27 protein-coding genes are annotated in these 23,090 nt (G+C 66.2%); 8 read left to right on the forward strand and 19 right to left on the reverse strand.

Annotation, left to right across the window (positions count from 1 at the left end):
* Together FQU96_RS05220 and FQU96_RS05225 are read left to right on the forward strand one after the other, a co-directional pair.
* The gene (locus FQU96_RS05220) at positions 1-795 is read left to right on the forward strand and encodes an ABC transporter permease (protein WP_146539745.1); all 795 of its coding nucleotides are present in this window, start codon (positions 1-3) and stop codon (positions 793-795) included.
* Entirely contained in the window at positions 792-1,859 is a 1,068-nt protein-coding gene (locus FQU96_RS05225; protein WP_146539746.1) for an ABC transporter ATP-binding protein, read from the forward strand. The genes FQU96_RS05220 and FQU96_RS05225 overlap by 4 nt, the downstream gene beginning before the upstream one ends.
* A 42-nt stretch (positions 1,860-1,901) precedes the next feature.
* Here FQU96_RS05225 and FQU96_RS05230 read toward each other — a convergent pair whose 3' ends face one another.
* The 12 genes from FQU96_RS05230 to FQU96_RS05285 all read right to left on the reverse strand — a co-directional run bounded on the left by FQU96_RS05230 (position 1,902) and on the right by FQU96_RS05285 (position 12,008).
* The gene (locus FQU96_RS05230; RefSeq protein WP_146539747.1) at positions 1,902-2,816 is read right to left on the reverse strand and encodes a DMT family transporter; all 915 of its coding nucleotides are present in this window, start codon (positions 2,814-2,816) and stop codon (positions 1,902-1,904) included.
* Between the two features lie 70 nt (positions 2,817-2,886).
* Positions 2,887-3,447 (reverse strand): TetR/AcrR family transcriptional regulator, encoded by a 561-nt coding sequence (locus FQU96_RS05235; protein ID WP_146539748.1) that lies wholly within the window; start codon positions 3,445-3,447, stop codon positions 2,887-2,889.
* Positions 3,448-3,549: 102 nt separating this feature from the next.
* Positions 3,550-4,098, reverse strand: a complete 549-nt coding sequence (locus FQU96_RS05240; RefSeq protein ID WP_146539749.1) for a class I SAM-dependent methyltransferase — start codon at positions 4,096-4,098, stop codon at positions 3,550-3,552.
* A gap of 19 nt (positions 4,099-4,117) precedes the next feature.
* Positions 4,118-4,948, reverse strand: coding sequence for a DUF72 domain-containing protein (locus FQU96_RS05245; protein WP_146539750.1), 831 nt, complete (start codon positions 4,946-4,948; stop codon positions 4,118-4,120).
* Between the two features lie 175 nt (positions 4,949-5,123).
* Positions 5,124-5,663, reverse strand: coding sequence for an SRPBCC family protein (locus tag FQU96_RS05250; RefSeq protein ID WP_146539751.1), 540 nt, complete (start codon positions 5,661-5,663; stop codon positions 5,124-5,126).
* Entirely contained in the window at positions 5,660-6,046 is a 387-nt protein-coding gene (locus tag FQU96_RS05255) for an ArsR/SmtB family transcription factor (protein ID WP_370461341.1), read from the reverse strand. Before FQU96_RS05255 ends, FQU96_RS05250 begins: the two co-directional genes overlap by 4 nt.
* 35 nt (positions 6,047-6,081) lie before the next feature.
* Entirely contained in the window at positions 6,082-7,020 is a 939-nt protein-coding gene (locus tag FQU96_RS05260; RefSeq protein ID WP_146539752.1) for a phosphatidate cytidylyltransferase, read from the reverse strand.
* Positions 7,021-7,065: 45 nt separating this feature from the next.
* A complete protein-coding gene (locus FQU96_RS05265; protein WP_146539753.1) occupies positions 7,066-7,686 on the reverse strand; it encodes a 1-acyl-sn-glycerol-3-phosphate acyltransferase in 621 nt (206 codons plus the stop codon).
* 4 nt (positions 7,687-7,690) lie between these two features.
* Positions 7,691-8,158: a hypothetical protein gene (locus FQU96_RS05270; protein ID WP_146539754.1), complete on the reverse strand. Its 468-nt coding sequence runs from the start codon at positions 8,156-8,158 to the stop codon at positions 7,691-7,693.
* Positions 8,155-9,495 carry a phosphatase PAP2/dual specificity phosphatase family protein gene (locus FQU96_RS05275; protein WP_146539755.1) on the reverse strand — a complete coding sequence of 447 codons (1,341 nt, stop codon included), beginning with the start codon at positions 9,493-9,495 and terminating at the stop codon, positions 8,155-8,157. Before FQU96_RS05275 ends, FQU96_RS05270 begins: the two co-directional genes overlap by 4 nt.
* A 128-nt stretch (positions 9,496-9,623) precedes the next feature.
* Positions 9,624-11,378, reverse strand: a complete 1,755-nt coding sequence (locus FQU96_RS05280) for a bifunctional alpha/beta hydrolase/class I SAM-dependent methyltransferase (RefSeq protein ID WP_146539756.1) — start codon at positions 11,376-11,378, stop codon at positions 9,624-9,626.
* Positions 11,379-11,402: 24 nt separating this feature from the next.
* Positions 11,403-12,008: a CDP-alcohol phosphatidyltransferase family protein gene (locus FQU96_RS05285; RefSeq protein ID WP_146539985.1), complete on the reverse strand. Its 606-nt coding sequence runs from the start codon at positions 12,006-12,008 to the stop codon at positions 11,403-11,405.
* 164 nt (positions 12,009-12,172) lie between these two features.
* Here FQU96_RS05285 and FQU96_RS05290 point away from each other — a divergent pair, with 164 nt between their 5' ends.
* Positions 12,173-12,403, forward strand: a complete 231-nt coding sequence (locus tag FQU96_RS05290) for an addiction module protein (protein ID WP_146539757.1) — start codon at positions 12,173-12,175, stop codon at positions 12,401-12,403.
* Between the two features lie 454 nt (positions 12,404-12,857).
* The gene (locus FQU96_RS05295) at positions 12,858-13,616 is read left to right on the forward strand and encodes an SDR family NAD(P)-dependent oxidoreductase (protein ID WP_146539758.1); all 759 of its coding nucleotides are present in this window, start codon (positions 12,858-12,860) and stop codon (positions 13,614-13,616) included.
* Between the two features lie 237 nt (positions 13,617-13,853).
* Here the strand turns inward: FQU96_RS05295 and FQU96_RS05300 are convergent, their stop codons facing one another.
* The 6 genes from FQU96_RS05300 to FQU96_RS05325 all read right to left on the reverse strand — a co-directional run bounded on the left by FQU96_RS05300 (position 13,854) and on the right by FQU96_RS05325 (position 19,650).
* Positions 13,854-14,324, reverse strand: coding sequence for a tetratricopeptide repeat protein (locus tag FQU96_RS05300; protein ID WP_146539759.1), 471 nt, complete (start codon positions 14,322-14,324; stop codon positions 13,854-13,856).
* A 38-nt stretch (positions 14,325-14,362) separates the two neighbouring features.
* A complete protein-coding gene (locus FQU96_RS05305) occupies positions 14,363-16,030 on the reverse strand; it encodes an adenylate/guanylate cyclase domain-containing protein (protein ID WP_146539760.1) in 1,668 nt (555 codons plus the stop codon).
* Positions 16,031-16,213: 183 nt separating this feature from the next.
* Positions 16,214-16,582 (reverse strand): arsenate reductase (glutaredoxin), encoded by a 369-nt coding sequence (arsC, locus tag FQU96_RS05310; RefSeq protein ID WP_146539761.1) that lies wholly within the window; start codon positions 16,580-16,582, stop codon positions 16,214-16,216.
* Between the two features lie 55 nt (positions 16,583-16,637).
* Positions 16,638-18,347: an adenylate/guanylate cyclase domain-containing protein gene (locus tag FQU96_RS05315; protein WP_146539762.1), complete on the reverse strand. Its 1,710-nt coding sequence runs from the start codon at positions 18,345-18,347 to the stop codon at positions 16,638-16,640.
* Positions 18,348-18,349: 2 nt separating this feature from the next.
* On the reverse strand, positions 18,350-18,949 hold the full coding sequence (locus tag FQU96_RS05320; RefSeq protein WP_146539763.1) for a regulatory protein RecX: 600 nt from the start codon (positions 18,947-18,949) through the stop codon (positions 18,350-18,352).
* A 50-nt stretch (positions 18,950-18,999) separates the two neighbouring features.
* Positions 19,000-19,650 carry an HAD-IA family hydrolase gene (locus FQU96_RS05325; RefSeq protein ID WP_146539764.1) on the reverse strand — a complete coding sequence of 217 codons (651 nt, stop codon included), beginning with the start codon at positions 19,648-19,650 and terminating at the stop codon, positions 19,000-19,002.
* A 295-nt stretch (positions 19,651-19,945) separates the two neighbouring features.
* On the opposite strand from FQU96_RS05325, the gene FQU96_RS05330 reads away from it, so the two are divergent.
* Both FQU96_RS05330 and FQU96_RS05335 read left to right on the forward strand, forming a co-directional pair.
* Positions 19,946-20,584 (forward strand): TetR/AcrR family transcriptional regulator, encoded by a 639-nt coding sequence (locus FQU96_RS05330; protein ID WP_146539765.1) that lies wholly within the window; start codon positions 19,946-19,948, stop codon positions 20,582-20,584.
* A gap of 148 nt (positions 20,585-20,732) precedes the next feature.
* A complete protein-coding gene (locus tag FQU96_RS05335) occupies positions 20,733-21,407 on the forward strand; it encodes a TetR/AcrR family transcriptional regulator (RefSeq protein ID WP_146539766.1) in 675 nt (224 codons plus the stop codon).
* 37 nt (positions 21,408-21,444) lie between these two features.
* On the opposite strand, the gene FQU96_RS05340 is transcribed toward FQU96_RS05335, so the two are convergent.
* Entirely contained in the window at positions 21,445-22,302 is an 858-nt protein-coding gene (locus tag FQU96_RS05340) for an oxaloacetate decarboxylase (protein ID WP_178130314.1), read from the reverse strand.
* 183 nt (positions 22,303-22,485) lie between these two features.
* Here FQU96_RS05340 and FQU96_RS05345 point away from each other — a divergent pair, with 183 nt between their 5' ends.
* Positions 22,486-22,920 (forward strand): SxtJ family membrane protein, encoded by a 435-nt coding sequence (locus tag FQU96_RS05345; RefSeq protein WP_146539768.1) that lies wholly within the window; start codon positions 22,486-22,488, stop codon positions 22,918-22,920.
* 22 nt (positions 22,921-22,942) lie between these two features.
* Complete coding sequence (locus tag FQU96_RS42110) at positions 22,943-23,089, forward strand: DUF5989 family protein (RefSeq protein ID WP_178130315.1); 147 nt, start codon at positions 22,943-22,945, stop codon at positions 23,087-23,089.
* The last annotated feature ends 1 nt before the right edge of the window (position 23,090 follow it).

The raw sequence follows: 23,090 nt of genomic DNA on the forward strand, positions 1-23,090 counted from the left end.
ATGTCGCGCTCGACACTGATCCTGGCCGTCCTGGTCGTCGTGCTGCTGACGGGACCGATGTTCATCGTCGTGCCGATGTCGTTCAGTACGGCGCCGTCGCTGGAGTTCCCGCCACCGGGTTACTGGCTGGGCTATTACCGCCGCGTCTTCTCCGATCCCAACTGGACGGGACCGATCATCAACAGCTTCCTGATCGGTCTCGGCACGATGGTGCTGTCGATGCTGCTGGGCGTGCCGGCGTCCTTCGCATTGGCACGCTACCAGTTCCGCCTGCGCGCCGCCTTCCGCATCATCGTGCTGATGCCGCTGATCGTGCCGCATATCGTGATGGCGCTGGGCTACTACACGTACTTCGGCACCCTGGGCCTGGTGCAGAGCATGCCGGGCGTGATTCTCGCCCATGCCTGCCTCTCGATTCCGGTCGTGGTCCTGACGGTGACGTCGGCGCTGGCCAATTTCGATCGCCGCGTCGAGCAGGCCGCCGCCAACCTGGGTGCGCGGCCGCTGACCACGTTCCGATTGGTCACGTTTCCGATCTTGCGGCCTGCCTTCCTTGTCGCAGCGCTGTTCGCCTTCATCCATTCGTTCGATGAGACGGTGATCGCGATTTTCATCTCCGGGCGCGACAGCGCCACCCTGCCGCGCCAGATGTACAACAGCTTCCAAATGGAAGCCGATCCGGCGATTTCCGCCGCCTCCTCGCTGCTGCTCGCCGCCGTGCTGGCGGTCATCGGCACGCGCTGGGCGGCGGCACTGGTGAAGGCCAGGTCGAAGCCTATCGGAGCATCGTCATGACAACCGCTCGATCGTTGTGCCTGCGGTCGCTGTCCAAGAGCTACATGCCGGGCCAGAATGCCGTCGACGGCATCGACCTCGATATCCGGCCCGGCGAGTTCATCTCCTTTCTCGGCCCTTCCGGCTCCGGCAAGACCACGACCCTGATGATGATCGCCGGCTTTGAGCAGCCGACGGCAGGCGAGATCAGCATCGCCGGCCGCCAGATCGATGCGGTCGCACCCTACGACCGCAACATCGGCATGGTGTTCCAGAACTACGCGCTCTTCCCGCACATGAGCGTGGCCCAGAATGTCGGGTTCCCCCTGCGCATGCGCCGCACGGCACGCGCCGAGGCCGACCGCAAGATCGCTGCGGTGCTGGCCATGGTCGGCCTGGCCGACTTCGCTGGCCGCGCGCCCAAGGCGTTGTCCGGTGGTCAGCAACAGCGCGTGGCACTGGCCCGCGCCCTGGTATTCGAACCCGATCTGGTGCTACTCGACGAGCCGCTGGGCGCACTCGACAAGACCTTGCGCGAGCAGATGCAGGTCGAGCTGAAGCGCATCCATCGCGAACTGGGCGTGACCATGATCTACGTCACGCACGACCAGACCGAAGCCATGGCGATGTCGGACCGCATCGCCGTCTTCAACCATGGCCACATCGAGCAGGTCGGCACGCCGGCCGAGGTCTATTTCGCGCCCCGCACGCGCTTCGTGGCCTCCTTTATCGGCGACAGCAATCTGTTCGATGGCCGCACCGGATCCGATGGTGTGGTCGACCTGGGACCATTGGGCCCGATCGCGACCGGCCGCCGGGATCTCGCGCCGGGACAGACCGTGAGTGTCCTGGTGCGTCCCGAGACGATCCGGATCTCGGCGCAGACACCAGCGGCGTCGGGCGAACGCCGTCTGTTGACCATCGAAGAGACGGTGAACTACGGCGACAGCTTCCTGGTGCTGGGCAAGAGCGGCGGCCGCGACATCCGCATTCGCGTGCCCAGCATCGACATGCCGGATCTGCCGCGGGGTGCCCAGTGCGCTTTCGACTGGACCGCCAGCCGCGCGCACGTGATCGGGGCATAAGGGCGAAGGCGGTGTAAGCCCGCGTACCGTTCCGCCGCTACTTCACCTCTCCCCGCTCTCGCGGGGAGAGGTGTTCGAGATGAACCGCCGCCATATGCGAAGTTCGGTGGGAAGGGATTGGCGCTGAGTGATGGCCACACCGGCGATGCAAATGACGGCGCCTGTGACGAGCGCCGCCGTCAGGGGCTCGTGCAGGAAGATCACCCCTGCGATGATCGCGAAGACCGGCTGCAGCAACCCGAAGGGCGCGACGCGCGTCATCGAGCATCGCCCAATCAGCCAGAACCATAGGCCAAAGCCGAGAATCGCGCCGAGCAGCACGGTGTACATGAAGGCCATCCACGACATGAGACTGGCGGCGTGGAACGAAGCGATCTGCCCATGTTCAAGCACAAGAGACGCGGCCAGAACTTGTGGCACGGTGAAGAGCGACATCCAGGCCATGAGCTTCAGCGGCTCGAACGGGCCGTAGCGCTTGGTCAGCACGCTTCCGGCTGCCATGGCGAATCCCGAGCCGATCACGAAGAGTGTCGGGACGATCTTCACCGATACGCTAGGTTCGACCACGATCAGGGCGACGCCACCGAAGGCGAGAACGACACCGAAGATGATCCGTACCGAGAGCCGCTCGCCAAGCAGCGGCCAGGCGAGGATCAGCGTGAACGGTGTCGTAAGCTGAATGGCAATGCCCGCTACACTGGCTGGTCCATGGGCGAGTCCGATGAAGACCAATCCGAAATTCAGACCGCCGACGAAGATCGAGATGACGATGATCCGCCCGAGTTCGCGCTTGGTCGGCCATCCGACGAAGGGAAGTAGGAGGGCCGCGACGACGGCAAAGCGCAAACCGACAAAAAACAAGGGTGGAAACGCGGTCAGGCCGACTTTGATGACGACGAATTGGAAGCCCCATAGCAAGGCCACAAGCACGGCGCACGCGATCTGGATCGGGGTCATGGAATTTCCTTTTACGACCGAATGGTCTATATATCAGCGTGCCTGATCGATGCTCTGGCCGTGCGATGATCTACTTTGCGAAGCGGTCGATCAGGGTCTGGACGACGGCTTGCGACATGCTCCGGTCCGAGCTTGTCTTGCCGACGACACGCATGCCTTCGAGCAGACAGAGAAGCAAGCGGGCGGCGGTCGCGGGCTCGACGCCATCGACCAGGTCCCCCTCGGCCTGCGCGCGCGCCAGTGCCGCGGCCAGCCGGGTTTCCATCGTCTTGAAGAACCGCCGGATACGCTGTTCTACCTCGGTGTCATGGCCGGCCAGTTCCATGGCGGTCGCGACCACCAGGCACCCGCGCTTGCCGGCAGCCCCGCTGGTCCGCTCGACATACCCGGCAAGACAGGCTCGTAAACCCGCCAAGGCATTTCTTCGTGGATCAAGCTCGGCATCGAGGCGCGTCAAGGCCTCGGCGATATACCGGTCGAGGGCGCACAGAAAGAGGCCGTGCTTGTCGCCAAAGGCTGCATAGAGGCTTCCGCGCGAAAGATTCGTCGCGTCAAGTAGATCCGGCAGCGATGTGCCGTAATAGCCGGACGACCAGAAAGCATCCATGGCGCGCTCTATCGCTGCGTCCATGTCGAACTCTCGGGGCCGGCCGCGCGGCATCCGCGGTGAAGCTTGTCGTGTCATGCCATCTATATATGGACCAATCGGTCGTAAAAGACAAACCCGCTTTCCTCATGTCTGCCGTCGATCCGGCGCGGTCATCGGAATGCGTCCCGAGATGCAGAGCAACGGTGTCCCACCCTCCACCACAAGCGGCTCGTCGACGGAAAAGCCGGACCGCGCGAGCGCGGGTGCCAGTTTCCCGGTTAGCGTGGTGAGTTGTCGGGCCGTCGGTGGCTGATAAACCAGATGCAGCACGCCGGGCGGGGCCAGCATGTTTCTCACCGCTGCCAGCGCGCGGGTGCCATCCGTCCAGAATACGTTGACGTTCACGGCGAAGATCTTGTCGAAGCCGCTTTTGGCGAAGTTGGTGTCGGCCAGAGCAAGCGCATGGAACGCCGCCCGCCCGGCCGCGATGTGATCGCGGTTCCGCGCCTGGGCTGCCTTGATCGCCACCGGGGAGCGATCGATGGCGGTGATGCTGCCGGTCGTCAGCCGATCGCAGATCAACGACACGGCGATGCCGCGGCCGCAGCCGATTTCGAGCAGACGATCGGTCGGGCGGACGTCGAGCTGATCGATGGTCCAGACGAGTCTTTCCGGGATTGCCGGGCCGGCCATGTCAGCCGATGGGCAACTGTCAGGCCTTGGCGAGCCGTTCGATCAACGCCATTGCGGCAGCCGGCGCCTTGGGCTTGAAGCCGTTGATCATGTAGACGAAGACGTCGCGGGATTTCGGCGGGCGCTTTTCGGCACCGGCGATCCGGTCGAGGTCATCCGGTGCGCCGCCCGATGCCCAGGCCCGTGCCCGGCCGGCCCAGGTATCGAGCGCCTTGCCGGTATAACCGGTCTTTTCCTTCTCCGACGACCGCTGCAGGCGGGCATAGACGAAGGGCGCGGTGACGTCGGGGATTTCCGGGAAGCTTTCCTTGTCGGTCAGTACCGTGGCGACATTGTAGGCGCGCAGCAACTCGATGAACGCCGGCACGCGAAAGCTGTCGTGACGCACTTCCACGACATGCCGCACGTCACGCCCGCCGACGTTGGTGGGCAGCAGTTTCAGGAAGGCCTCGAAGTCGGCGGGGTCGAACTGCTTGGTGGGCAGGAGCTGCCAGTTGATCGGCCCCAGCTTCTCCTTCAGTTCCATCACGCCGCTGGCGAAGAAGCGCTCGATCGATTGACCGGCCTCGGCCAGCACGCGGCGGTTGGTCGTGAAGCGCGTGCCCTTGACCGAGAACACGAAGCCGTCGGGTGTTTCCTCGCGCCAGCGCGCGAAACTCTCCGGCTTCTGCGAGCCGTAGTACGTGCCGTTGATTTCGATCGATGTCACGTGCTGGCTGGCGTATTCCAACTCGCGTTTCTGCGCCAGGCCGTCCGGGTAGAAGGTGCCGCGCCAGGGCTCGAACGTCCAACCGCCAATGCCGACCCGGATCGCGCCGGTGGTTCCGCGTTTGCTGCTTGCGCTGGGCATGAGACCTCTGGCTTTCCGGCACCGTACGCCGCGGCGCGCAGGGTCTCCGGGTTGCGTCCCGCAGTCAACCTCATCCTCCCCCACAACGTGGGGGAGGTGCGCGTTTCGGTACTTCGACGCTTTGCGTCGAAGTACCTAAGGCGGAGGGGGACCCGACGTGGTCTCGGTAACAGGGCTACGTTGCCGGAAACCGCCGTTCGTACTCGTCGTCGACCACGGCGAGGGCTGACCAGAACGGGCGCGGCGCGTTGCCGGACAGGATGTCGACCAACACGTCCAGATGGACATGCCAGCCGCCCGCGACACTGACTTTGCCGGCCCGGTCGCGCAGGCGGCGGTGCGTCACGACCAGCAGCACCTTGTCGCCCTGCGGGCTCAGCTCGAACGTCACCTCGGAGTCGTCGTCGGGCGTCGTACCCCAGATGAAGCTCAGCAGCCGTGGCGGCTCGCATTGCGTGACCCGGCCGCGATTGGTGTGACCGCCTTCGTACTTCTTATAGCGCTCCGGCGTCGGTTCCTTCTTGGCCGACAGTTCGGCGTGATTGAAATGCAGTTCCACCGGGCCGCCGACACGCAGGTCCATCGATCCGCTGGCCAGCCACTGCCGGCGCTTGTCGCTTTCGGTGAGATAGGCCCAGACCCGCTCGATCGGGCCGGGCAGAACGCGTTCGAGCCGGACGGCGCCAGCTTCAGTGTGAACGCCATACTCGCTCATCGTTTGCTCCTTTTCTTCGGTTTCGGTTCGCCTTTACGCAACGCCTGCTCGAGCTCATCGAGCCGGTCGGTCCAGAAACGCTCGTAGTCGCGCAGCCAATCGTCGGCCAGCGCCAGTGGCCCTGGCTGCAGGTGACAGATGTGCGATCGTCCGCACACCAGGCGACGCAGAAGGCCGGCGCCCTCCAGCACGCGCACATGCTTGGACGCCCCGGCGAACGACATGCGCAGGGGCGCTGCCAGTTCGCCGATGCTGCGATCCTCGCCGGCGAGACGCCGCAGCATCATGCGCCGGGTCGGGTCAGACAGCGCGTGAAAGACGGCGGTGAGATATTGTTCAACCATATGGTTTAATATAGGGGAGAACAGGAAATAGTCAACCAATAAGTTTAATGGAACGTGAGAGGGTCAGGAGGCCGCTACGGCGTCCACCAGAAGCGCACGACGTGGAAGAAGATGGGTGCCGCGAAGATCACCGAATCCAGGCGATCGAGCATGCCGCCATGGCCTTCGATCATGTGGCCCCAGTCCTTGACGTTGAGGTCGCGCTTGATGGCCGACATCACCAGGCCACCGAAGAAGCCCATCAGGGTGATCAGCAGGGCGATGCCGAAGGCATGCACGGGCGAGAACGGCGTGATCCACCACAGGGCGGCGCCCAATGCCGAGGCGCTGAGCACGCCGCCGACAAAGCCTTCGACGGTCTTCGACGGCGACAGCAGCGGCGCGATCTTGTGGCGGCCGAACAGCTTGCCCCAGACGTACTGCAGCACGTCACTCGACTGTACTACCAGCACCAGGAAGGCGATCAGCAGCAGTTGGCGGCCCTCGTAGCCGGGGATATCGAGCGTCATCAGCGCCGGTACGTGCGAGACGCAGAAGACCGAGACCATCAGGCCCCACTGCACCTCGGCGATGCGCGCCAGGAAATTCTGGGTATCGCCGCGCAGCGCCGCCACGATGGGCATCACCAGGAAGGCATAGACCGGGATGAAGATCGAGTAGAGGCCGTACCAGTCGATGCCGATCAATATGTACTGGGCTGGCAGCACGATGAAGAAAGCGCCGGCGATGGCGATGTGATCGCCACGTCGCGTACGTGTCAGCGTCAGGAACTCGCGCAGGGCCAGGAACGAGGACAGGCCGAACAGTACGATGACACCGGTCTTGCCGAACACGAAGGCCACGGCGATCAGCGCCACCATCACCCACCACGCCTTGATGCGCGCGTTGAGGTTGGCGATGGTGGGACTGTTGCCGCCGCTGCGCCACGCCAGGACGCCACCGACCGCCGAGGCGATGACCAGCAGCCCGAGGATGCCCGCGAACAGCGCCAGCGTGTGTTCCTGGGTTGTCATTTTCTTGTTCCTCTTGACCCGGGAGCGTGGGCGTATGCGGTAGCCCTAGTCATGATCCGGCCTGCTCAACGCCAGCAGCGCGGTGCGGGCGCGGTCGATGAAGGCCGACTTGTCCTCTTCGGCACCAACCTTCATCGGCGCGCCGAAGGTCAAGGTGCAGAGCAGCGGGATGGGCAGGAACTCACCCTTGGGCAGCACGCGACTGATATTGGCGATCCAGACCGGCACGCACTCGACATCGGGCCGCGCCTTGGCGAGCCAGTAGAGGCCGCTGCGGAACGGCAGCAGGGTCTCCTCGGTGGTGTTGCGCGTTCCTTCGGGGAAGACGATCAGCGAGGCGCCGCCGTCGAGGGCGGCACACATCAGGTCCTGCGCCTGCTGGGCACCACCGCCGCGGGGAATGGCCACGGCGCGAAACACGCGTTCGCCGATGAAGCGGCGGGCCGCCGATTGCTGCCAGTAGTCGGCGCCGGCAACCGGTCGCGTCACCGTACGTAGCGCTTGCGGCAGCGACGTCCAGATCAGCACGAAGTCGCCATGGCTGGAATGATTGGCGAAGTAGATGCGCTGCACCGGCTCGGGCCGGCAGCCCAGCCAGTTGGTGCGCACGCCCGTCACCAGCCGTGCGAAGACGGTGATGGCGGTGGCCGCGATCCGCTCCAGCATGCGATCAGCCTCCCAGGACGGCAAAGATCGCGCTGGTGACCAGCAAGATCGCGACCTGTGTCAGAAGCAACGCGACCTGCCAGCGCAGCAGCCGCAGGGCGCCCTGCAAGCGTGCCGCGATGGGACGCCCGCGCTTGTCCTGTGGCATCAATCCCAGGGCGCCCATCGCCGTATCGAATGCCGACAGGGTGAGGCCATCGGGCGAGTCGCCGCGCGACAGCAGCCTGAACACCCGGGCGTCGAAAGCGACGCGCAGGGCAAACCACAGTTCTGCCAGTCCAGCGACGACGGCCAGCGCCACCAGGATCACGGTTGCGTGGCGCGCGGGCGGCAGCAACAGGACCAGCAGAAGCACGGCCAGCAGGCTTGCAATTGTCAGCGCGCTCGACAGGCGATGCACCATCGCGCCCTGGGCCAGCAGGTGCGTGGCGATGCCGGCAACGGTGCGGTCATCTGTGGTGGGATCGCTCATGGCGCCCCGCGGGCTGCCTGGGGTGCCGGCGCGACAGCGTCGCCGAGGCTGCGCGCCAGCGCGGCCGTATCGAGCGTGATGCGGGGCCGCGCGCTGCGGATCATCGCGAGCGCTTCGGTCGTATCGGCGGCGCGACCGCTGCGCACCAGCCACGCGGCAATAGCGGCGGCGCTACGGCCGTAGCCCAGCGCGCAGGTGACCAGCACCGGGCCGTCGCGGCGCAGGGTTTCGATCGTATCGGCGGCGCGCTGCAACAGCGCCGGCTGCAGCGGCACCAGGTCGAGCGTCGGACAGCTGCGGTAGGTTGCGACGCCGCGCGGCGCCGACAGTTCGGCGCTGAGGTCGAGGATGGCGCGTATCGGTTGCGCGGCTGCATCGCGGGTCGACGGCACGCGCCCGATCCAGACGCCGTCGGCGACATGGTCGGGTTCCGGTTGCCGGCGTGTCCACAGCCGCGAGTTCAGCCAGGCCCCGGCAAGGTAAGGCAGCAGCAACGCGTGGGCGGCCAGGCTGAGCTGTCCGTCGGATCCTTTCTGGAAGCCCTCGGCGCCGAAGAGGGCGTAGAATGCCGCCACCATGGCCAGGGCCACCGTGCCCCACAGGAACCAGAGCCACCCGCCGCCCAGGCCGAAGCCGATCGCCCCGCACAGCACCGCGCCCACACTGTAGATTGCGGCCAGCCGCCGTCGCTTCGGGTCGGCGCTCAGCGTGGCCCCGCTCAAGGGGGACGGCCGCTCCAGCGGCCAGAGCCACAGGGCGAAGAAGCCCAGCAGCGCGCCGGTTGGGATGTCGATGAAGTGATGCTGGTAGGTCGTCAGCACCGAGACGCCGATGCCGATGAACCATGCCCGCAGCACCCAGCGCCAGGCCGGCGCAGCGTGGCGGACATAAAATTCCAGCAGGATCACCGTCAGCGCGATGTGCAGCGACGGCGCCTGGTTGAACGGCTTGTCGAAGGCACCCAGCGACTCGAACATGAAGCCGGCGAGACCCGAGGTCTCGGGCTTGGTGAAAGTGAAGGTGAGCGGGAACAGCAGGAAGCAGGCGACGGCGATCACCTGCGCCGTCAGCAGGCGCCGGACATGGACCTTCAGTTCCGTCTCGGTGCGACACACGAACAGCGACAGGCCATAGAACGCGTTGATCGACCAGTAGGGGAAGATCGTCCAGTCGACGAAGGGGACGTGGCGCTCCCAGCCGAATACGACATGGCCGACATCGCTGCGCTGCGACGCCAGCCAGTTGGCAAACCCGTACGTGGCATAGAAGAACACGGCGAGGATGACCAACCACACCGCCGCCCGCCGCCACGGCCGACCAGGTGTCGTGGTGGTCATGGCAATTTTGGACCGCGGGCGTCCACGCCCGCATTTGCTCGCAGCGAAGCGAAGAGCGAAAGAGTATCGGCGCTAGTGCGCCGAGGCGCGCGTGGACGCGCGTGGTCCGAAAACCCAAAACAGCCCATTTACGCATCCTCGACGCGCTGGGCGAGCGATACGGTGAAGATGCCCCATTCGTCGACGCGCTGGTCGAGCTTGCGGAAACCGGCGGCGGCAACGAGCTGATCCATTTCTTCCTGGGTGCGGCGGCGCATCACCCAAGCGGCCCCGCCGCGATGGCTGGTCAACGCGCGCGCGATCAGCTCGAGCTGCGGATGCCAGGGCTGGCCGGTATAGACGAGATAGCCGCCCGGTGGCACGGCGGCGGCCATCCCATCGAGCGAGCGACGCACCATGGCGTTGTCGGGGAACAGCTCGTAGAGGCCCGACACGATGCCCAGCGTCGGCCGCGGTTCGACCTTGGCCAGGTCGTCGCGATCGAAGGCGTCGCCCTTCACGAAACGGGCGATGTCGATCAGGTCCTTCTCGACGATCAGCCGGGATCCGCTCTCGACGTTCAGGTCGCTGTAGTCGCGCAACAGGATCGAGTCGGGTCGCGCCGTGCCGTCCGCCTGCAGTGCCTCCAGCACGTAGCGGCCGTGGCCGGCGGCGATGTCCATGATGCGCACTTTCTGGCCGCTATCGCGCAGGCGCTTCATGGCGCTGCGGATCAGCTCCTCGACATGGACCTTGCGCTGGCGGATGCCGCGCCAGCCGATCGAGTCGAGGTAGGCGCGGTCGGTCAGGCGTCCGATCGGACCCAGGCCCTCGGCCGTGTTGCGATAGACATAGTCCAAGGTCGAGCCCGAATCGAAGCCGGTCTTGTGGCCAAGCCCAATGCCGCGCGACAGCCAGCCGCCGATCTTCATCGAGGCGCGGGTCATGGCCCAGTAGAGGCCACGCGCCGACGCAAGCGGCAGCGGGGTTGCCAGCGCGTCGGCTTCGTCGCGCGTGTAGCCCCAGCGATGGGCGTCCAGCAGCGCCGGCCGTTGCAGCGGTTCGGCGAAGCGCTCGGTGATGAAACGCTTGGCGTGCGCCACCGCCACGGGGCGGCCCAGCTCGCCCAGCGTGTCGTGGTAGAAGCCCGGCAGCACGTGACGTTCCTTGAACGGCGTACCCAGCCGTTCGTAGAACAGGTGCTGTGGTCCGTGGTGCACCACCCAGTCGGCGCCCGAGATCAGCAACTGGGTAGGGATGGTGATGGCGCGCGCATCGGCCACGACGCGGTCGGCGGCGTCGTAGAGCGCGGTGAGGATGTTGACCGAGATCGCACGCGTGATCAGCGGGTCGGCCTCGAAGGAGGCGATCCGCTCCGGGTCGTGCGTCAGGAACTTGGCCTTGACGTAGCTGTTGACGAACTGGCCGGGTTTGAAGCGCTCGAGCAGCGCCAGTCCGGGCCGTGCGAACGGCACGTAGAGCTTCACCTTGAAGGCCGGCGACGCCAGCACCAGGCAGCGGACCTTGGGCGCGTAGTCGTGGGCCCAGGTCGAGACCAGCACGGCGCCGACGCTCTGCGCCACCACCGCCATGTCCTGCGGTGCGATGCCGTAGGTGGCGGCGATATGGTCGACGAACGTCTGCACGTCGCGCACCGAGGTGCCGAAGCTTGGGCTGAATCCGCGCACGCCGGGCGAGCGCCCATGGCCGCGCGCATCCCAGGCGAAGAAGGCGAAGTCGGGCAGGTTGAGTTCGTCGACCAGGTGCGCCATGCGGCCGGAGTGCTCGTGCCCGCGATGGAACAGCACCACCGCGCCGCGCGGCGTGCCGGTCGACGGCCAGTAGCGATAGAACAGGTCCTCACCATCGTGCGTGGTGAAGGTCTTTTCCTCGGCAATCCGCATGCAGTCCCCGTCGCCCTCGTGGCGTTATGACGTCGTTTCAGCCAGACCGCGGCGTACGCGGTTGACGATGTTGAGCGCGATCAGCGCCGCCACCAGCGGCAGCAACCATGCCAGCCAGGACGGCAGGGCGCCACCGATGCCGATCCATAAGCCCAGCGCGCCGAAGACCAGGGCGCGGTCGCTCTTGCCCATCGGACCGTCGTAGCGCCGCGATGCGCCGACCATGACGCCCAGCACGCCGGCAAATTCGCTGAGCGCCGCCAGAAAGACCACCAGGCCCGCCATCGGCAGCGTGAACGGCGCGATCACGGCGAACGGCAGATAGAGCGCGGCATCGGAAACGACGTCGCAGATCTCATTGAGGTAGGCGCCCAGCGCGCTCTTCTGGCCGAACTCGCGTGCCAGCATGCCATCGAGCGCATTGAGCGCCATGCGCAGGAACAGCCAGATCGGCAGCAGCAGGAAGGGCCAGCGCGCCGGCGCGCACAGCACGACGATGACGCCGACCACGATCGAACCCAGCGCCGCCACCAGTGTCACCTGGTTGGCCGTGATGCCGGCCCGCACCAGGCCGCCGGCCAGCGGCCGCAACAGCGCCTGGAATCGCGGCTTGAGATCGTAGAGCGTGATCAACTGAGGGTGTCCGTACTTGACGGGGGCGTCATAAATGAGTAATCGCTCAATAACATGAACGCCGAGGCGCCGTCAAGGCGCCTTGAAATCGATACCGGAATACGCAAGTGCAAACGGCCGACAGTGGAGGCATTGGTGACGAACCACGTGGGTGGTACGGTATGTCGATGAATGCGAGTTTACGCCAAGAAATCGCCAAGCTCACGCTCGAAGAGCGTCTGGAACTGATCGACGGCATTTGGGACGATGTCGAGGTCGCCCAGGTGGTGCCTGATCTGACCCCTGAGCAGGAAGTGCTTCTTGAGGAGCGGTACCGAGAGCATCTTCGAAATCCGAATGCGCCCCGAAAAACACTCAAGGAGATTGCCGATAAGCTCGGCGTTTCTCTGTGATCTATCGGGTTACGTACACCGAGCCGGCGGAACAGGATATCGCTACGGCGTTCCATTGGTTTGCCGAGCAGTCTCCCGCGGTCGGCAAACGTTTCTTCGCCGCATCTCTCTGCTTGAGCAACTCCTGGCGCAGACACCACTGATGTACGCTGTCGTGCGCCACGACATTCGTTGTGCGTACCTCCTGCCGTTTCGGTGCGGGCTTTATTATCGCGCCGTCGCTGATGAAATCATCGTCATCGGATGCTTGCATGCGAGTCGGCGGCCTCGCCTCATCTGGCAGACATTGTCGATGCGCTGACCTAGGCAAAAGGAAACCGCATCTCGCAAGGGGTGATTAGCAATCGCGAACCGGCCTGCAGAAAAAACATGCAGACTCGTTTGGCCGGATTGCGTCAGATGATTTTCTGGGAATCGATCAACGGAATCAGAGGCAGACGGAGAGGAATTGCCCATGCCCGATGTGAATCGCGTTTGTCTCATCACCGGTGGGTCCTCGGGCATCGGGGCGGCCACGTGCCGGGCGCTGGCGGCACCCGGGATTGGCATCGCCGTGCATGGCCGGCGCAATCTCGATGGCGCGCGCCGGGTCGCGGGTGAGATCGAGGCGGCTGGCGGCACGGCACTGGTCGTGGAAGGTGATCTCTCCGTTACCGGCACGGCGTCGGCGATCGTCGCCGCGACGACAGCGCATTTCGGGCGGCTCGACGTGCTGGTCAGCAACGCCGGCTTTGCCGACCGCCGGCCGATCGGCGAACTCGACCGGCCTGGCTACGAAGCGTCGATGGCGGCCATGCAGAACGCCTTCTTCGACTTGCTGTTGGCGGTGCGGCCGTGGCTCGAGAAGTCGAGCGATGGCCGGGTGGTGGCCGTATCATCTTTCGTGGCCCACGCCATGGGGCGCGGCCTGCCGGTGTTTCCCGCCACCGCCGCGGCCAAGGCCGGCATCGAGGCGATGGCCAAGGCGTTTGCCGTGCAGATGGCGAGCTACGGTGTCAGCGTGAACTGCGTCGCACCCGGTTTCGTCGAGAAGGATCCCGGTACGCACACCGCCCTGACGCCGGGCCGTAAGGCCGAATGGGAGCGTGCCATCCCGGCCGGCCGTTTCGCCCGGCCAGCCGAAATCGCGGCCGCCATCGCATTCCTGTGCTCACCGCTGGCAGGCTACATCACCGGCCAGGTGATCCACGTCGATGGCGGCGTGACGCTTTAAGCCTCGCCCCACAAAGTTGCTGTCGCATTCACACATCTCATCGCGATTTCGCTGTCATTGCGAGCAAGGCGAGCCCTGGGAGCGCGGGCGTCCCGCCCGCATCAAGGCGAAAGCCTTGCTCTCGCCCGACATGAGCGGGCGGGACGCCCGCGCTCCCAGGAATGATCGTGTTTCTCGCGGTTCAGTCGCAGCGACAATGTGTGAATCCGACAGCCACAAAGCTGGGGGGAGAAAACATCACTTCGGCTTGGCGCTTTTCTGGTGGGCGGCGATCGCGTCCTTCAGCATGCGGTGTTCCTTGCAGCCGAAAACACAGAGCTGGTCCAGCCGCGCCAGGTGCTGCTGCGCTTGGGCCACGTCGCCCAGCATCAGGTAGGCCTCGCCGATATACTCGTGGGCACCGATGTGCTTGGGGTCGATGGCGAGCGCCTGCTGGTAGTACTGCAGCGAGCCGCGCGGATCACCAGACTTGCGGGTGGCAAAGCCCAGCAGGTTGAAGGCGTTGGCGTTCTTGGGGTCGGTGACGACCACACGCTTGAGCGTCGTGATGGCGGTGGGGAAATCGCCCTTCTCGACCGCGGCCTTGCCGGCATCGTAATCGGGGTTGCTGGGCCGGGCGGCCGGCGCCGGATCGCTGCCGCCGGCGGCATGGGCGCCGCTGGTGGCGGCCAGCAGGACGGCGAGCGCAAGGACAACGGTACGACGCATGGGACCTCCGGAAGCAGGCGTGGACCTGATGCCTGCTCTTACCACGATTGCGGCAGCTGGTTGGCGTGCGCCACGGCGCGCACCGCCATGCGACGCTCGCGGCCACGCACCTCGATGTCGTGGCGCTGCCAGCCCAGCAGGGTAACGCCGGCGATATCGAGCAGCTCCTGCGAGACGACCAGCTCGCAGCCGAAATCCTTGGACAGGCTTTCCAGCCGGCTGGCGGTATTCACCGTATCGCCGATGGCGGTCAGGCTGGTGGTGCGGCCATGGCCCATCTCGCCGACGATGGCCGGGCCGGCATGGACACCCAGGCCGATGCGCAGCGGCTGGTCGAGTTCGCCGGTCAGGGAGTCGTTGAGCATCTCCAGCGCAATGGACATGCGCCGCGCCGCGTCCAGGGCCTGCCGGGCGGCCGTGGCGCTGTCCGTGCGCAGGCCGAAGACCGCCATCACGCCATCGCCGATGAACTTGTCGACGTGGCCGCCGGCGGCATGCACGGCATCGCCCATCGAGCGGAAATAGCGGTTGAGGATGAAGACGATGTCGAACGGCAGGCGTTTCTCGGCGATGGCGGTGAAGCCGCGCAGGTCGGCGAACAGCACGGCGATCACCCGCTCGGTGCCGTGGGCTGCCGAGTCACCGCGCAGCACATCGCGCGTGTCGGCGTTCGACGGCAGCATGGGCGTGACGGTATAGATGCCCGGCGGTGGTCGCGTCTGGCACGCCAGACGAACGCCTTCGGGCGCGCCGATGCGGCGCAGCACGCGCACTTCCTCGGCGCTGGCGGCCGGCAGGCGCTCGGCGTCCGGGCCCGCGACGCGCACGCGGCAGGTCGAGCAGCGGCCGCGGCCGCCGCAGACCGACGCATGCGGCACGCCCACGACCCGGCTCATCTCCAGCAGGCTGAGGCCGGCCGGCAGCGACACCAGTCGCCCTTCCGGATACTCCAGGCGCACCGGGCCCTTGCGGCGCTCCCACGCGGCGCGCAGGGGCCGCGCCGCCAGGACCAGCGCGACGACGAGGACCACCGCCACGATCAGGATATCGGACAGGTCACGCAGGCGGTCGATGGCGGCACGGTCCGCCGGCGCATTGAGCGCGCGGGCCAGCGCCATCAGCTTGTCAGTGTCCTGAAAGATGTCGGCGGCCTCGCGCAGCGCCACGGCGACGCCGCAGATCGCCAAGGTCGGCACCATCAGGGCGGCGCCATAGAAGAACGCGATCGAGCGGCGGTACCAGGGCTTCAGGCGCAGCCAGAAGTGCAGGCCGATGCAGCCGTGGATCCAGACGATCAGGATCAGGCCGAACTGCCGCACGGCGTTCCAGGGATCGGCCACCATGGGCCACAGCACCCAGAAATAGGCCGTGGTGACGTTGTTGATCTCGTGCGCGCCGCGCACCATGACGAAGTGGCCCAGCCCGATCGGCAGGATGCACAGGCCCAGCGCCAGCTGGATCCATTCCCAGCGCGACAGGCGCAGCCGGCGGCGGCGGAACACCGACCACAGCACCAGCCCGAAATGGGTGAGGATCGCCAGCGACAGCACGGTGGTCCCCACCGGATTGCGCCAGATCGCGGCGAAGACCGCGACGCCATGGTCGGCGGCGCTGATCGAGAACAGGCCGAGCGCATGGTTCAGCAGATGCGTCGTCACGAAGACGAACAGCGTGATGCCCGAGATCAGGCGCAGGCGCTGCACCATGGCGCGCTCCTTGTCCCCCCGCTCGCCGGACGGCGAACGCCATGGCGCCTTGCGGCGTCCGTTGTTGCCCTAGGTCCGGGCGGTTGCAGTATCGATGCGCCGGTCCTGGCCTTCATGGTCAGCCTGTCGAGCCACGAAGCCTTAACACCACCGAAGGCTTTGCCTTCCCTTCAAAACGATGTTTTAGCCGATCACCTTCAACACCGCCTCGGGCGGGCGGCCGATCGCGGCCTTTTTTCCCGCCACGACGACCGGTCGCTGCAGCAGGACGGGGTGTGCTGCGATCAGGTCGACGACGTCCTTGCGGCTGATGCCGGCAGCCTTCCTGCCGGTAGACTTGAATTCGGCCTCGCCGTCGCGCAGCAGGGCGCGTGGTTCGCCACCCAGCAGGTCGAGCAAGGTCTCGACTTCCTTGCGGCTCGGCGGCTCCTTGAGATACTCGCGCACTACAGGGTCGACGCCCTGCTCGCGCAGCAGGGCCAAGGTGTCGCGCGACTTGCTGCAGCGCGGATTGTGCCAGATCGTGACGGCTGCCCCAGACGTGCCGGCCATACCCATTCTCCCCACCGGTGATGGCGCCAGAGTAGGACGAGCGGCGGCCCCCAGGCTAGGCCGGCGCTGGTGCGGCGGCTTCCGGGGGCGCGGGCCGCACCGGCCAGGCGCCGTCCGCCGGCAGCAGGCCGGCGTCGGCAATGGCGTACACGGTGAGCTTGCCGCGCCGCCCGCGCACGTCGATCTCATGCCGTGGCGTGCCGTCCAGCGAGACGCCGGCGCGCTCGACCAGGTCCTGTGACACCACCAGTTCGCAGGCTAGCTCCTTGGTCATGCCCTCCAGCCGGCTGGCCGTGTTGACCATGTCGCCGATGGCGGTCAGCGACAGCGCCTGGCCGTAGCCCATTTCGCCGACGATGGCCGGCCCGACATGCACGCCGATACCGATGCGCAGGCGCAGTTCGAGGTCGGCGCTCAGTGTGTCATTGAGCTCCTTCAGCGCCACCGACATGCGGCGCGCCGCATCGAGCGCCTGGCGTGCCGCGCGGGCCGAATCGCCGGTGACGCCGAACAGCGCCATGACGCCATCGCCGATGAACTTGTCGACATGGCCGCCGGCGGCCTCGATGGCGCCGCCCATGGCGCGGAAATAGCGGTTGACCACGAACACTACGTCGAACGGCAGCCGCCCCTCCGACAAGGCGGTGAAGCCGCGGATGTCGGCGAACAGCACGGCGATGAACCGTTCGCTGCCATGGCCGGACACACGGCGCCAGGCTTCGCTGGGACCGACCGAGGCCGCCATCAGCGGTGTCACCTGATATTCGCCCGGCGGCGGGCGCACCTGGCATGCCAGGCGCACGTTGATGGGCGCATTGATGCGCGCCAGCACCTTGGCCTCGTCGGCGCTCGGTTCGGGCAGACGGGTGCGGTCGCGACCGCTGACGCGCGTGCGGCAGGTCGAGCAGCGGCCACGGCCGCCGCACACCGCGGCGTGCGGGATTCCGGCGCCGCGGCTGATCTCCAGCAGCGACGGACCGGCCGGCACGACGATCACGCGATCGGCGCTGTAGACGGCGCGCACCACGCCGCGGCGGCGTTCCCACCACTCGCGCAGCGGACGTGCGATGATGGCCGCAACCAGCAACCCGCCGGCGATCGCCTTCAGCGTGTCGCTCAGACGATAGAGGTCGCGCACGCTTTCGGCCGTGATGCCCAACGCCCGCAGCGTGTCGACCACGCGCTCGGGATCGGCGGTGATCTCGGCCACCTGACGGGCACCCGCCGTTGCGCCGGCCAGGGCCAGCGCCGGCAGGGCGACGGCGAAACCGAACAGGGTGGGCAGCCAGCGCCGGTAGCCGGGCTTGAGCCGCAGCCAGGCGTGGACCCCGATGCAGCCATGGATCCAGACGATCAGCACCAGGCCCATCTGCTGCAGGGCGAAGGTCCAGCTGTCGCCGAGCGACTGCAGCACCAGGAAGTAATTGGGTGGGAAGTCGTAGAGTCCGGCGCCGGCACGGTGGACGACGGCGTGCGTCATGCCGACCGGCAGGATCGCGGCGCCCAGCACGAGCTGGACCCATTCCGACGGCATCAGCCGCAGGCGCCGACGGCGAAAGAACGACCACAGCGCCAGGCCGACATGCGTCAGCAAGGCGCCGTAGAGCAATACCGTGCCCGGCAGGCTCTGCCAGATCGACGCGGCCAGCACCAAGGCGTCGTTGGCCAGGCGTAACGGACCCAGCAACAGCGTGTGGTTCAGCAGATGCAGCGTGGCATAGGTGAACAGCACCAGGCCGGACCACAGGCGGATGCGGCCAAACATGGCTATGGCCCGTCCCTGCCCAGCGCGTCGGGATCGTCGGTGTCGATCACCCGCCGGGCGATGTCGAAACTGAAACCGGCCCGGCCGAGCGCCGCCAGGTCGCGGTTGCGCCGCTCCGCGCGATCGGCAGGGGCCCGGAATGGGCCGAGCCGGCGCCGGCGGGCGAAGGCCAGCGCCGCCTGCAGGTCCATGCCGGTCGCATCGACGGCCAGTTCGTCGCGCGCCACGTCGAGGGCCCGCTCGACATCGTCCCGATCGATGCCGGCCAGCTTCAGCTTCTCGCGGATGTGGCGTGACGACGTCCCACGCCGATGCAGGCTGCCGGCCTTGCGTTCGGCATAGCGCGCATCGTCGATGACGCCGGCCTTGGTGTAGCGGGCCAGGATGGAGTCGATCACGGCCTCGGCGTTGTCGACGACCGGCATGTCGTGGGTGCGGGCCTTGTCGATACGGCGCATCAGGACCGTGCGCAGCCGGGCCGAGGAGGCGTCGTAGCGCGCGACATAAGCCGCCGCCACGTTCTCCAGGCGCTTCACGGTAATGGGTTTGGCCAGGCGCCGCGGTCTTTGGCTCCTGACGTCCGGTTCCGTGGGCACGCTCATGCGATCATTGTCATCCAGGGCCACGCTCCCGGCAATGTGGCTTCCATGGCTCAGCGCAAGGCCATGCCGGTCATGGCCTCGAGTTCGCCGATGGCCTGCGCCGGATCGACGACCTTGATGGTGCGCATGCCCATGGCACGGGCCGGCTTCAGGTTGATGCCGAGGTCGTCGAGGTAGATGCAGCGTTCGGGCGCCACGCCCAGCAGGTCGCAGGTGTGGTGATAGATGCGGGGGTCGGGTTTGCGCAGGCCCAGCAGGCTCGACTCCACCACGTGCTCGAACAGGGTCATGATCTCGGTGATCTGGCGCGCCCGCTCGGGATCGCGCGCCATGCCGGGGCCGCTGCCGGTCTTCACATTGTTCGTGATGCATGCGACGCGATAGCGCGTGCGCACCCGCCGCAAAGCCTCGACCATCTCCTCTCGGATCGTCCCGCTGAGCACCGACAGCACCCGATGGCCATCGATTCGCTGGCCCTGCGCCTGTGCCTCGGCTTCGAACAGCGTGGCGAATTCGTCGGTGCTGATTTCGCTTCGTTCCATCCGGGCCCAGGCGTTGGTATCAGGATTGCGTGAATTCAGGCCGCGGATGAAATTTTCGGGAAGGCCGGCGTCCCGTTCGTAGGCCGCAAACGCATCGAAAGGGCTGCTGAGGATCACGCCGCCAAAGTCCCACAACACCGCTTGAACGTCGTTCGTCATATTTCACTACCTCTGCAGGTCTCGTCCAGCTTGAACCATTTTCGCACCAAGGTTGCCTTGATAGAGCCACATGCTGTCCGTACACCAGACACGTTGAAAGCGGGCGGTGCTTTCAGGTGATCGCTGACGCGTAGACCAGATGTGGAATCTACGCGCAGTGAGCGAGTTTACGGGGGACAAAAACTCGGTGGCTGGTCGGCCCCTTACGGTTGACCGAGCCTGCTGAATCGTCGCCCGACGTCTGGTTTGTGGTGCGGCCACAGGCCGGGCGGGCACTCGTGATGAAGAGGTTATGATGACGACGCTGGCCCTTGCAGTCCCCGCCGCCACCGGTGACGGCCCCGAAACCCGGATCGATGGTCGCAACCTGCGCGCCGAACATACGCGCCGCAAGATCGTTGCCGCGACCCGTTCCCTGGTGGAAGAGACGTCCGCCCTGCCCAAAGTGGCGGAGATCGCCCTGCGCGCCGGCGTATCGGTGCGCTCGGTGTTCCAGCACTTCCAGGAAGTCGAATCGCTGTTCCTGGTCGTCTTTGACGAAATCGTCGCCGAGGCGCAGGCCGAGTGGCAGCCGATCGAGCCGACCGGCCCGCTGTCGGCGCGGATCGAAGCCTTTGTCTCCCACCGGGCGGCCGTTTGCGAGCGGGTGCTGCCGGTGCGTTTCGCCGCCATCAGCGTCGAGGCGACATCGCCGGCGATGGCCGAGCGCGCCAAGGTGGCGCGCGCACTGGTGCGCCAGCATATCGAGCGGGCGTTCCGCCCCGAACTCGACCGCCTTCAGCCCACCGACCGGCGCCTGACGCTCGATGCGTTGCGGGCCGCTTTGGACTGGGATTTGTGGATGAACATGCGCCGCTTCCACGATTTGTCGGCGGAAGACGCGCAAGGTGTGTGGCACAAGATTGTCACAGGGCTGATGGGCGCAGCGGTGTGAAATAACGTGAGGTTGGCGGGTGATTAACGATTCCGGGTCGATCTGCATGCGAAGGCTTGAATAGTAATATTTCGAATGAATTTTCCGTTGTGGGGAACGGGGGACCGACACACGGCCGCTCAACGGTCGGCAAACCCGGAGTTGGAACATGAGTGACGCAACAGCCGCCACGCCGCAGGGTGCAATCGCGGGGGGGCCGAGGCCTAAGATCGACGGCCGTGTATTACGCGCAGCTCGGACGCGGGAACGCATCGTCAATGCCACGATCGACCTGATCCGTGGCGGCGAGTCGACCCCGCGGGTCATTGATATTGCCCGGACCGCCGGTGTCTCGACGCGGTCGATTTTCCAGCATTTCGACGATACCGAAGCTCTGTTCGCTGCGGTGGCGCAGCAGGTGGTCGAGTCGCTGATGCCGCTGGCCAAGCCCATCGAGTCGACACTGCCGTGGGAAGAACGTCTGGATGCGCTGATGCGCATGCGGATCCAGATCAACGAGGCGCTGCTGCCGTTCCGGCGTGCCGTGGCGTTGCATCAGCCGCGCTCACCCAAGATCGCTGCAGGCGTGACCGCCGGCCGATTGTTCGCTCGCGAACGTGCCGAGAGCGCTTTCGCACCCGAACTGATGCGCATGCCCGAGGCCGAGCGCAAGCAGACCGTCGATGCCCTGCTGGCAGCGTCGGACTGGCAGATGTGGTTTGGCCTGCGCATGACCTACGGACTGGATCTCGATGCCGCCGCCGCCACGATGCGCCGGATGGTAGGGTCCATCCTGATGCAGGCGACATCGTCGCGCGAACTTTCTTCCGTGGTGGCGGCCTAACGATCGCGTTGGAGCGGCGGCGCGCCGGGCGCCGCCGTCAGCGGTTGAAGCGATCCTCGATCGCTGCCCAGTCGTCAAAGCCGGTCAGTCGCTTGAAATCGGCAAAGCTGACGCCTTCGCCCTGAAGGCGAAGCGTGCCGGCCTGCATGTCGGCCAGGGCGCGCTGCATCGTGTGCACGATGCGAAACAACAGCGACACCGGGTAAGCCACCATCTGGAAGCCGAGGCCGTAGAGGTCTTGCGGCGTCATCAGGGGGGTGGCGCCGTCTTCCAGCATGTTGGCGAGCTGAGGCGTGCCCTTGAACGCGCGCCCGATACGCTCCAGTTCGGCGATCGACACCGGCGCCTCGATGAAGATTCCATCGGCACCGGCCGCGAGATAGCGTTCGCCACGCCGCAAGGCGCCATCCAGCCCTTCCAGGGCCCGCGCATCGGTGCGGGCAAGCAGGAACGTTTCCCTGCTGTCGCGTGCCGCCGCGGCCGCCCTGATCTTGCGTTCCATGACGTCGATCGGCACGACGCTCTTGCCCGCCATGTGGCCGCAGCGCTTGGGCGAGACCTGGTCCTCGATGAAAATCGCTGCCGCGCCCAGTCGCTCATAGGTCTTCATGGTGCGCGTCACGTTCTTGACGTCGCCGTAGCCGTCGTCGCCGTCGATCATCAGGGGCAGTGTGGTGGCCGCCAGGATGTCGCGCACGCCCTCGGCCATCTCCTTGAGGCCGACCAGGCCGATGTCGGGGATGCCATGACGCGTTCCCACGAGGGCGAAGCCACCCACCGAGGCTGCCCGGAAACCGGCTACCTCGATCAGCCGGGCCGAGAGCGCGTCGTGCGCGACGGGCAGCAGGAGCGGCTCCGGAACCGCGAGTAGGGATCTCCAGGTGGGGCGGGGCATGGCAGGCTCCGTTGGAATGACGGGCATGATCGGGTGGGCTGGGCCGTATAGCGCATCATGGCCGGGCCGCCATCCCGGTTTGTCGCGGTGCGGGCCGGCGGACCTGGGAGCGTTGATTGACTTTCCGTGGCGAATCCGTCACTTGGACCCCTGGAAACCATTCGATGACACCACGCGCGGCGCATGGCTAAGGCCCCGGAAACACACGAAAATTTTACACGCGAGGAGCATCCGGGCGGCAGCTCCGACCGCTCGTTCGGGATGGTCTTCGCGGGCGTGTTCGCGCTCATCGCGGCCTACGTATGGTGGCATCACGGTGCCAGCTGGCCGTACCTGCTCGCGGTGGCCGCGGTCTTTGCTGTCCTGGCGCTGGCGGCGCCGCGTGTGCTGGGGCCGCTGAACCGCGGCTGGATGCGCGTCGGCCTGATGATCGGCAAGGTCATGAATCCAATCATCCTGGGGATCATGTTCTTCGGCGTCATGCTGCCGATCGGGCTGCTCATGCGCTGGCGGGGCAAGGACCTGCTGCGCCTGAAGCTTGATCCTGCCGCGCCCAGCTACTGGATCGAACGGCAGCCGCCGGGGCCATCGCCCGAGACAATGCGCAACCAGTATTGAGTCGCGCCAGGGGAACCAGACAATGTGGCTGATCAAGGAACTGTGGGACTTCATGCGGGTGCGCAAGAAGTTCTGGCTGCTGCCGATCATCGTGGTGATGGTGATGCTGGGCGCGCTGCTGGTGTTGACCAAGACCGCGATCGGCCCGTTCATCTATACGATCTTCTGAT

Source organism: Reyranella sp. CPCC 100927, from assembly GCF_007859315.1.
In the GTDB taxonomy this organism is placed as follows: domain Bacteria; phylum Pseudomonadota; class Alphaproteobacteria; order Reyranellales; family Reyranellaceae; genus Vineibacter.

What these genes read in the sequence shown, in the direction of transcription:
- FQU96_RS05220 (WP_146539745.1), top strand. Translation starts at nt 1, where the DNA reads ATGTCGCGCTCGACACTGATCCTGGCCGTCCTGGTCGTCGTGCTGCTG.
- FQU96_RS05225 (WP_146539746.1), top strand. Translation starts at nt 792, where the DNA reads ATGACAACCGCTCGATCGTTGTGCCTGCGGTCGCTGTCCAAGAGCTAC.
- FQU96_RS05230 (WP_146539747.1), bottom strand. Translation starts at nt 2,816, where the DNA reads ATGACCCCGATCCAGATCGCGTGCGCCGTGCTTGTGGCCTTGCTATGG.
- FQU96_RS05235 (WP_146539748.1), bottom strand. Translation starts at nt 3,447, where the DNA reads ATGGACGCAGCGATAGAGCGCGCCATGGATGCTTTCTGGTCGTCCGGC.
- FQU96_RS05240 (WP_146539749.1), bottom strand. Translation starts at nt 4,098, where the DNA reads ATGGCCGGCCCGGCAATCCCGGAAAGACTCGTCTGGACCATCGATCAG.
- FQU96_RS05245 (WP_146539750.1), bottom strand. Translation starts at nt 4,948, where the DNA reads ATGCCCAGCGCAAGCAGCAAACGCGGAACCACCGGCGCGATCCGGGTC.
- FQU96_RS05250 (WP_146539751.1), bottom strand. Translation starts at nt 5,663, where the DNA reads ATGAGCGAGTATGGCGTTCACACTGAAGCTGGCGCCGTCCGGCTCGAA.
- FQU96_RS05260 (WP_146539752.1), bottom strand. Translation starts at nt 7,020, where the DNA reads ATGACAACCCAGGAACACACGCTGGCGCTGTTCGCGGGCATCCTCGGG.
- FQU96_RS05265 (WP_146539753.1), bottom strand. Translation starts at nt 7,686, where the DNA reads ATGCTGGAGCGGATCGCGGCCACCGCCATCACCGTCTTCGCACGGCTG.
- FQU96_RS05270 (WP_146539754.1), bottom strand. Translation starts at nt 8,158, where the DNA reads ATGAGCGATCCCACCACAGATGACCGCACCGTTGCCGGCATCGCCACG.
- FQU96_RS05275 (WP_146539755.1), bottom strand. Translation starts at nt 9,495, where the DNA reads ATGACCACCACGACACCTGGTCGGCCGTGGCGGCGGGCGGCGGTGTGG.
- FQU96_RS05280 (WP_146539756.1), bottom strand. Translation starts at nt 11,378, where the DNA reads ATGCGGATTGCCGAGGAAAAGACCTTCACCACGCACGATGGTGAGGAC.
- FQU96_RS05290 (WP_146539757.1), top strand. Translation starts at nt 12,173, where the DNA reads ATGTCGATGAATGCGAGTTTACGCCAAGAAATCGCCAAGCTCACGCTC.
- FQU96_RS05295 (WP_146539758.1), top strand. Translation starts at nt 12,858, where the DNA reads ATGCCCGATGTGAATCGCGTTTGTCTCATCACCGGTGGGTCCTCGGGC.
- FQU96_RS05300 (WP_146539759.1), bottom strand. Translation starts at nt 14,324, where the DNA reads ATGCGTCGTACCGTTGTCCTTGCGCTCGCCGTCCTGCTGGCCGCCACC.
- FQU96_RS05305 (WP_146539760.1), bottom strand. Translation starts at nt 16,030, where the DNA reads ATGGTGCAGCGCCTGCGCCTGATCTCGGGCATCACGCTGTTCGTCTTC.
- arsC (WP_146539761.1), bottom strand. Translation starts at nt 16,582, where the DNA reads ATGGCCGGCACGTCTGGGGCAGCCGTCACGATCTGGCACAATCCGCGC.
- FQU96_RS05315 (WP_146539762.1), bottom strand. Translation starts at nt 18,347, where the DNA reads ATGTTTGGCCGCATCCGCCTGTGGTCCGGCCTGGTGCTGTTCACCTAT.
- FQU96_RS05320 (WP_146539763.1), bottom strand. Translation starts at nt 18,949, where the DNA reads ATGAGCGTGCCCACGGAACCGGACGTCAGGAGCCAAAGACCGCGGCGC.
- FQU96_RS05325 (WP_146539764.1), bottom strand. Translation starts at nt 19,650, where the DNA reads ATGACGAACGACGTTCAAGCGGTGTTGTGGGACTTTGGCGGCGTGATC.
- FQU96_RS05330 (WP_146539765.1), top strand. Translation starts at nt 19,946, where the DNA reads ATGACGACGCTGGCCCTTGCAGTCCCCGCCGCCACCGGTGACGGCCCC.
- FQU96_RS05335 (WP_146539766.1), top strand. Translation starts at nt 20,733, where the DNA reads ATGAGTGACGCAACAGCCGCCACGCCGCAGGGTGCAATCGCGGGGGGG.
- FQU96_RS05340 (WP_178130314.1), bottom strand. Translation starts at nt 22,302, where the DNA reads ATGCCCCGCCCCACCTGGAGATCCCTACTCGCGGTTCCGGAGCCGCTC.
- FQU96_RS05345 (WP_146539768.1), top strand. Translation starts at nt 22,486, where the DNA reads ATGGCTAAGGCCCCGGAAACACACGAAAATTTTACACGCGAGGAGCAT.
- FQU96_RS42110 (WP_178130315.1), top strand. Translation starts at nt 22,943, where the DNA reads ATGTGGCTGATCAAGGAACTGTGGGACTTCATGCGGGTGCGCAAGAAG.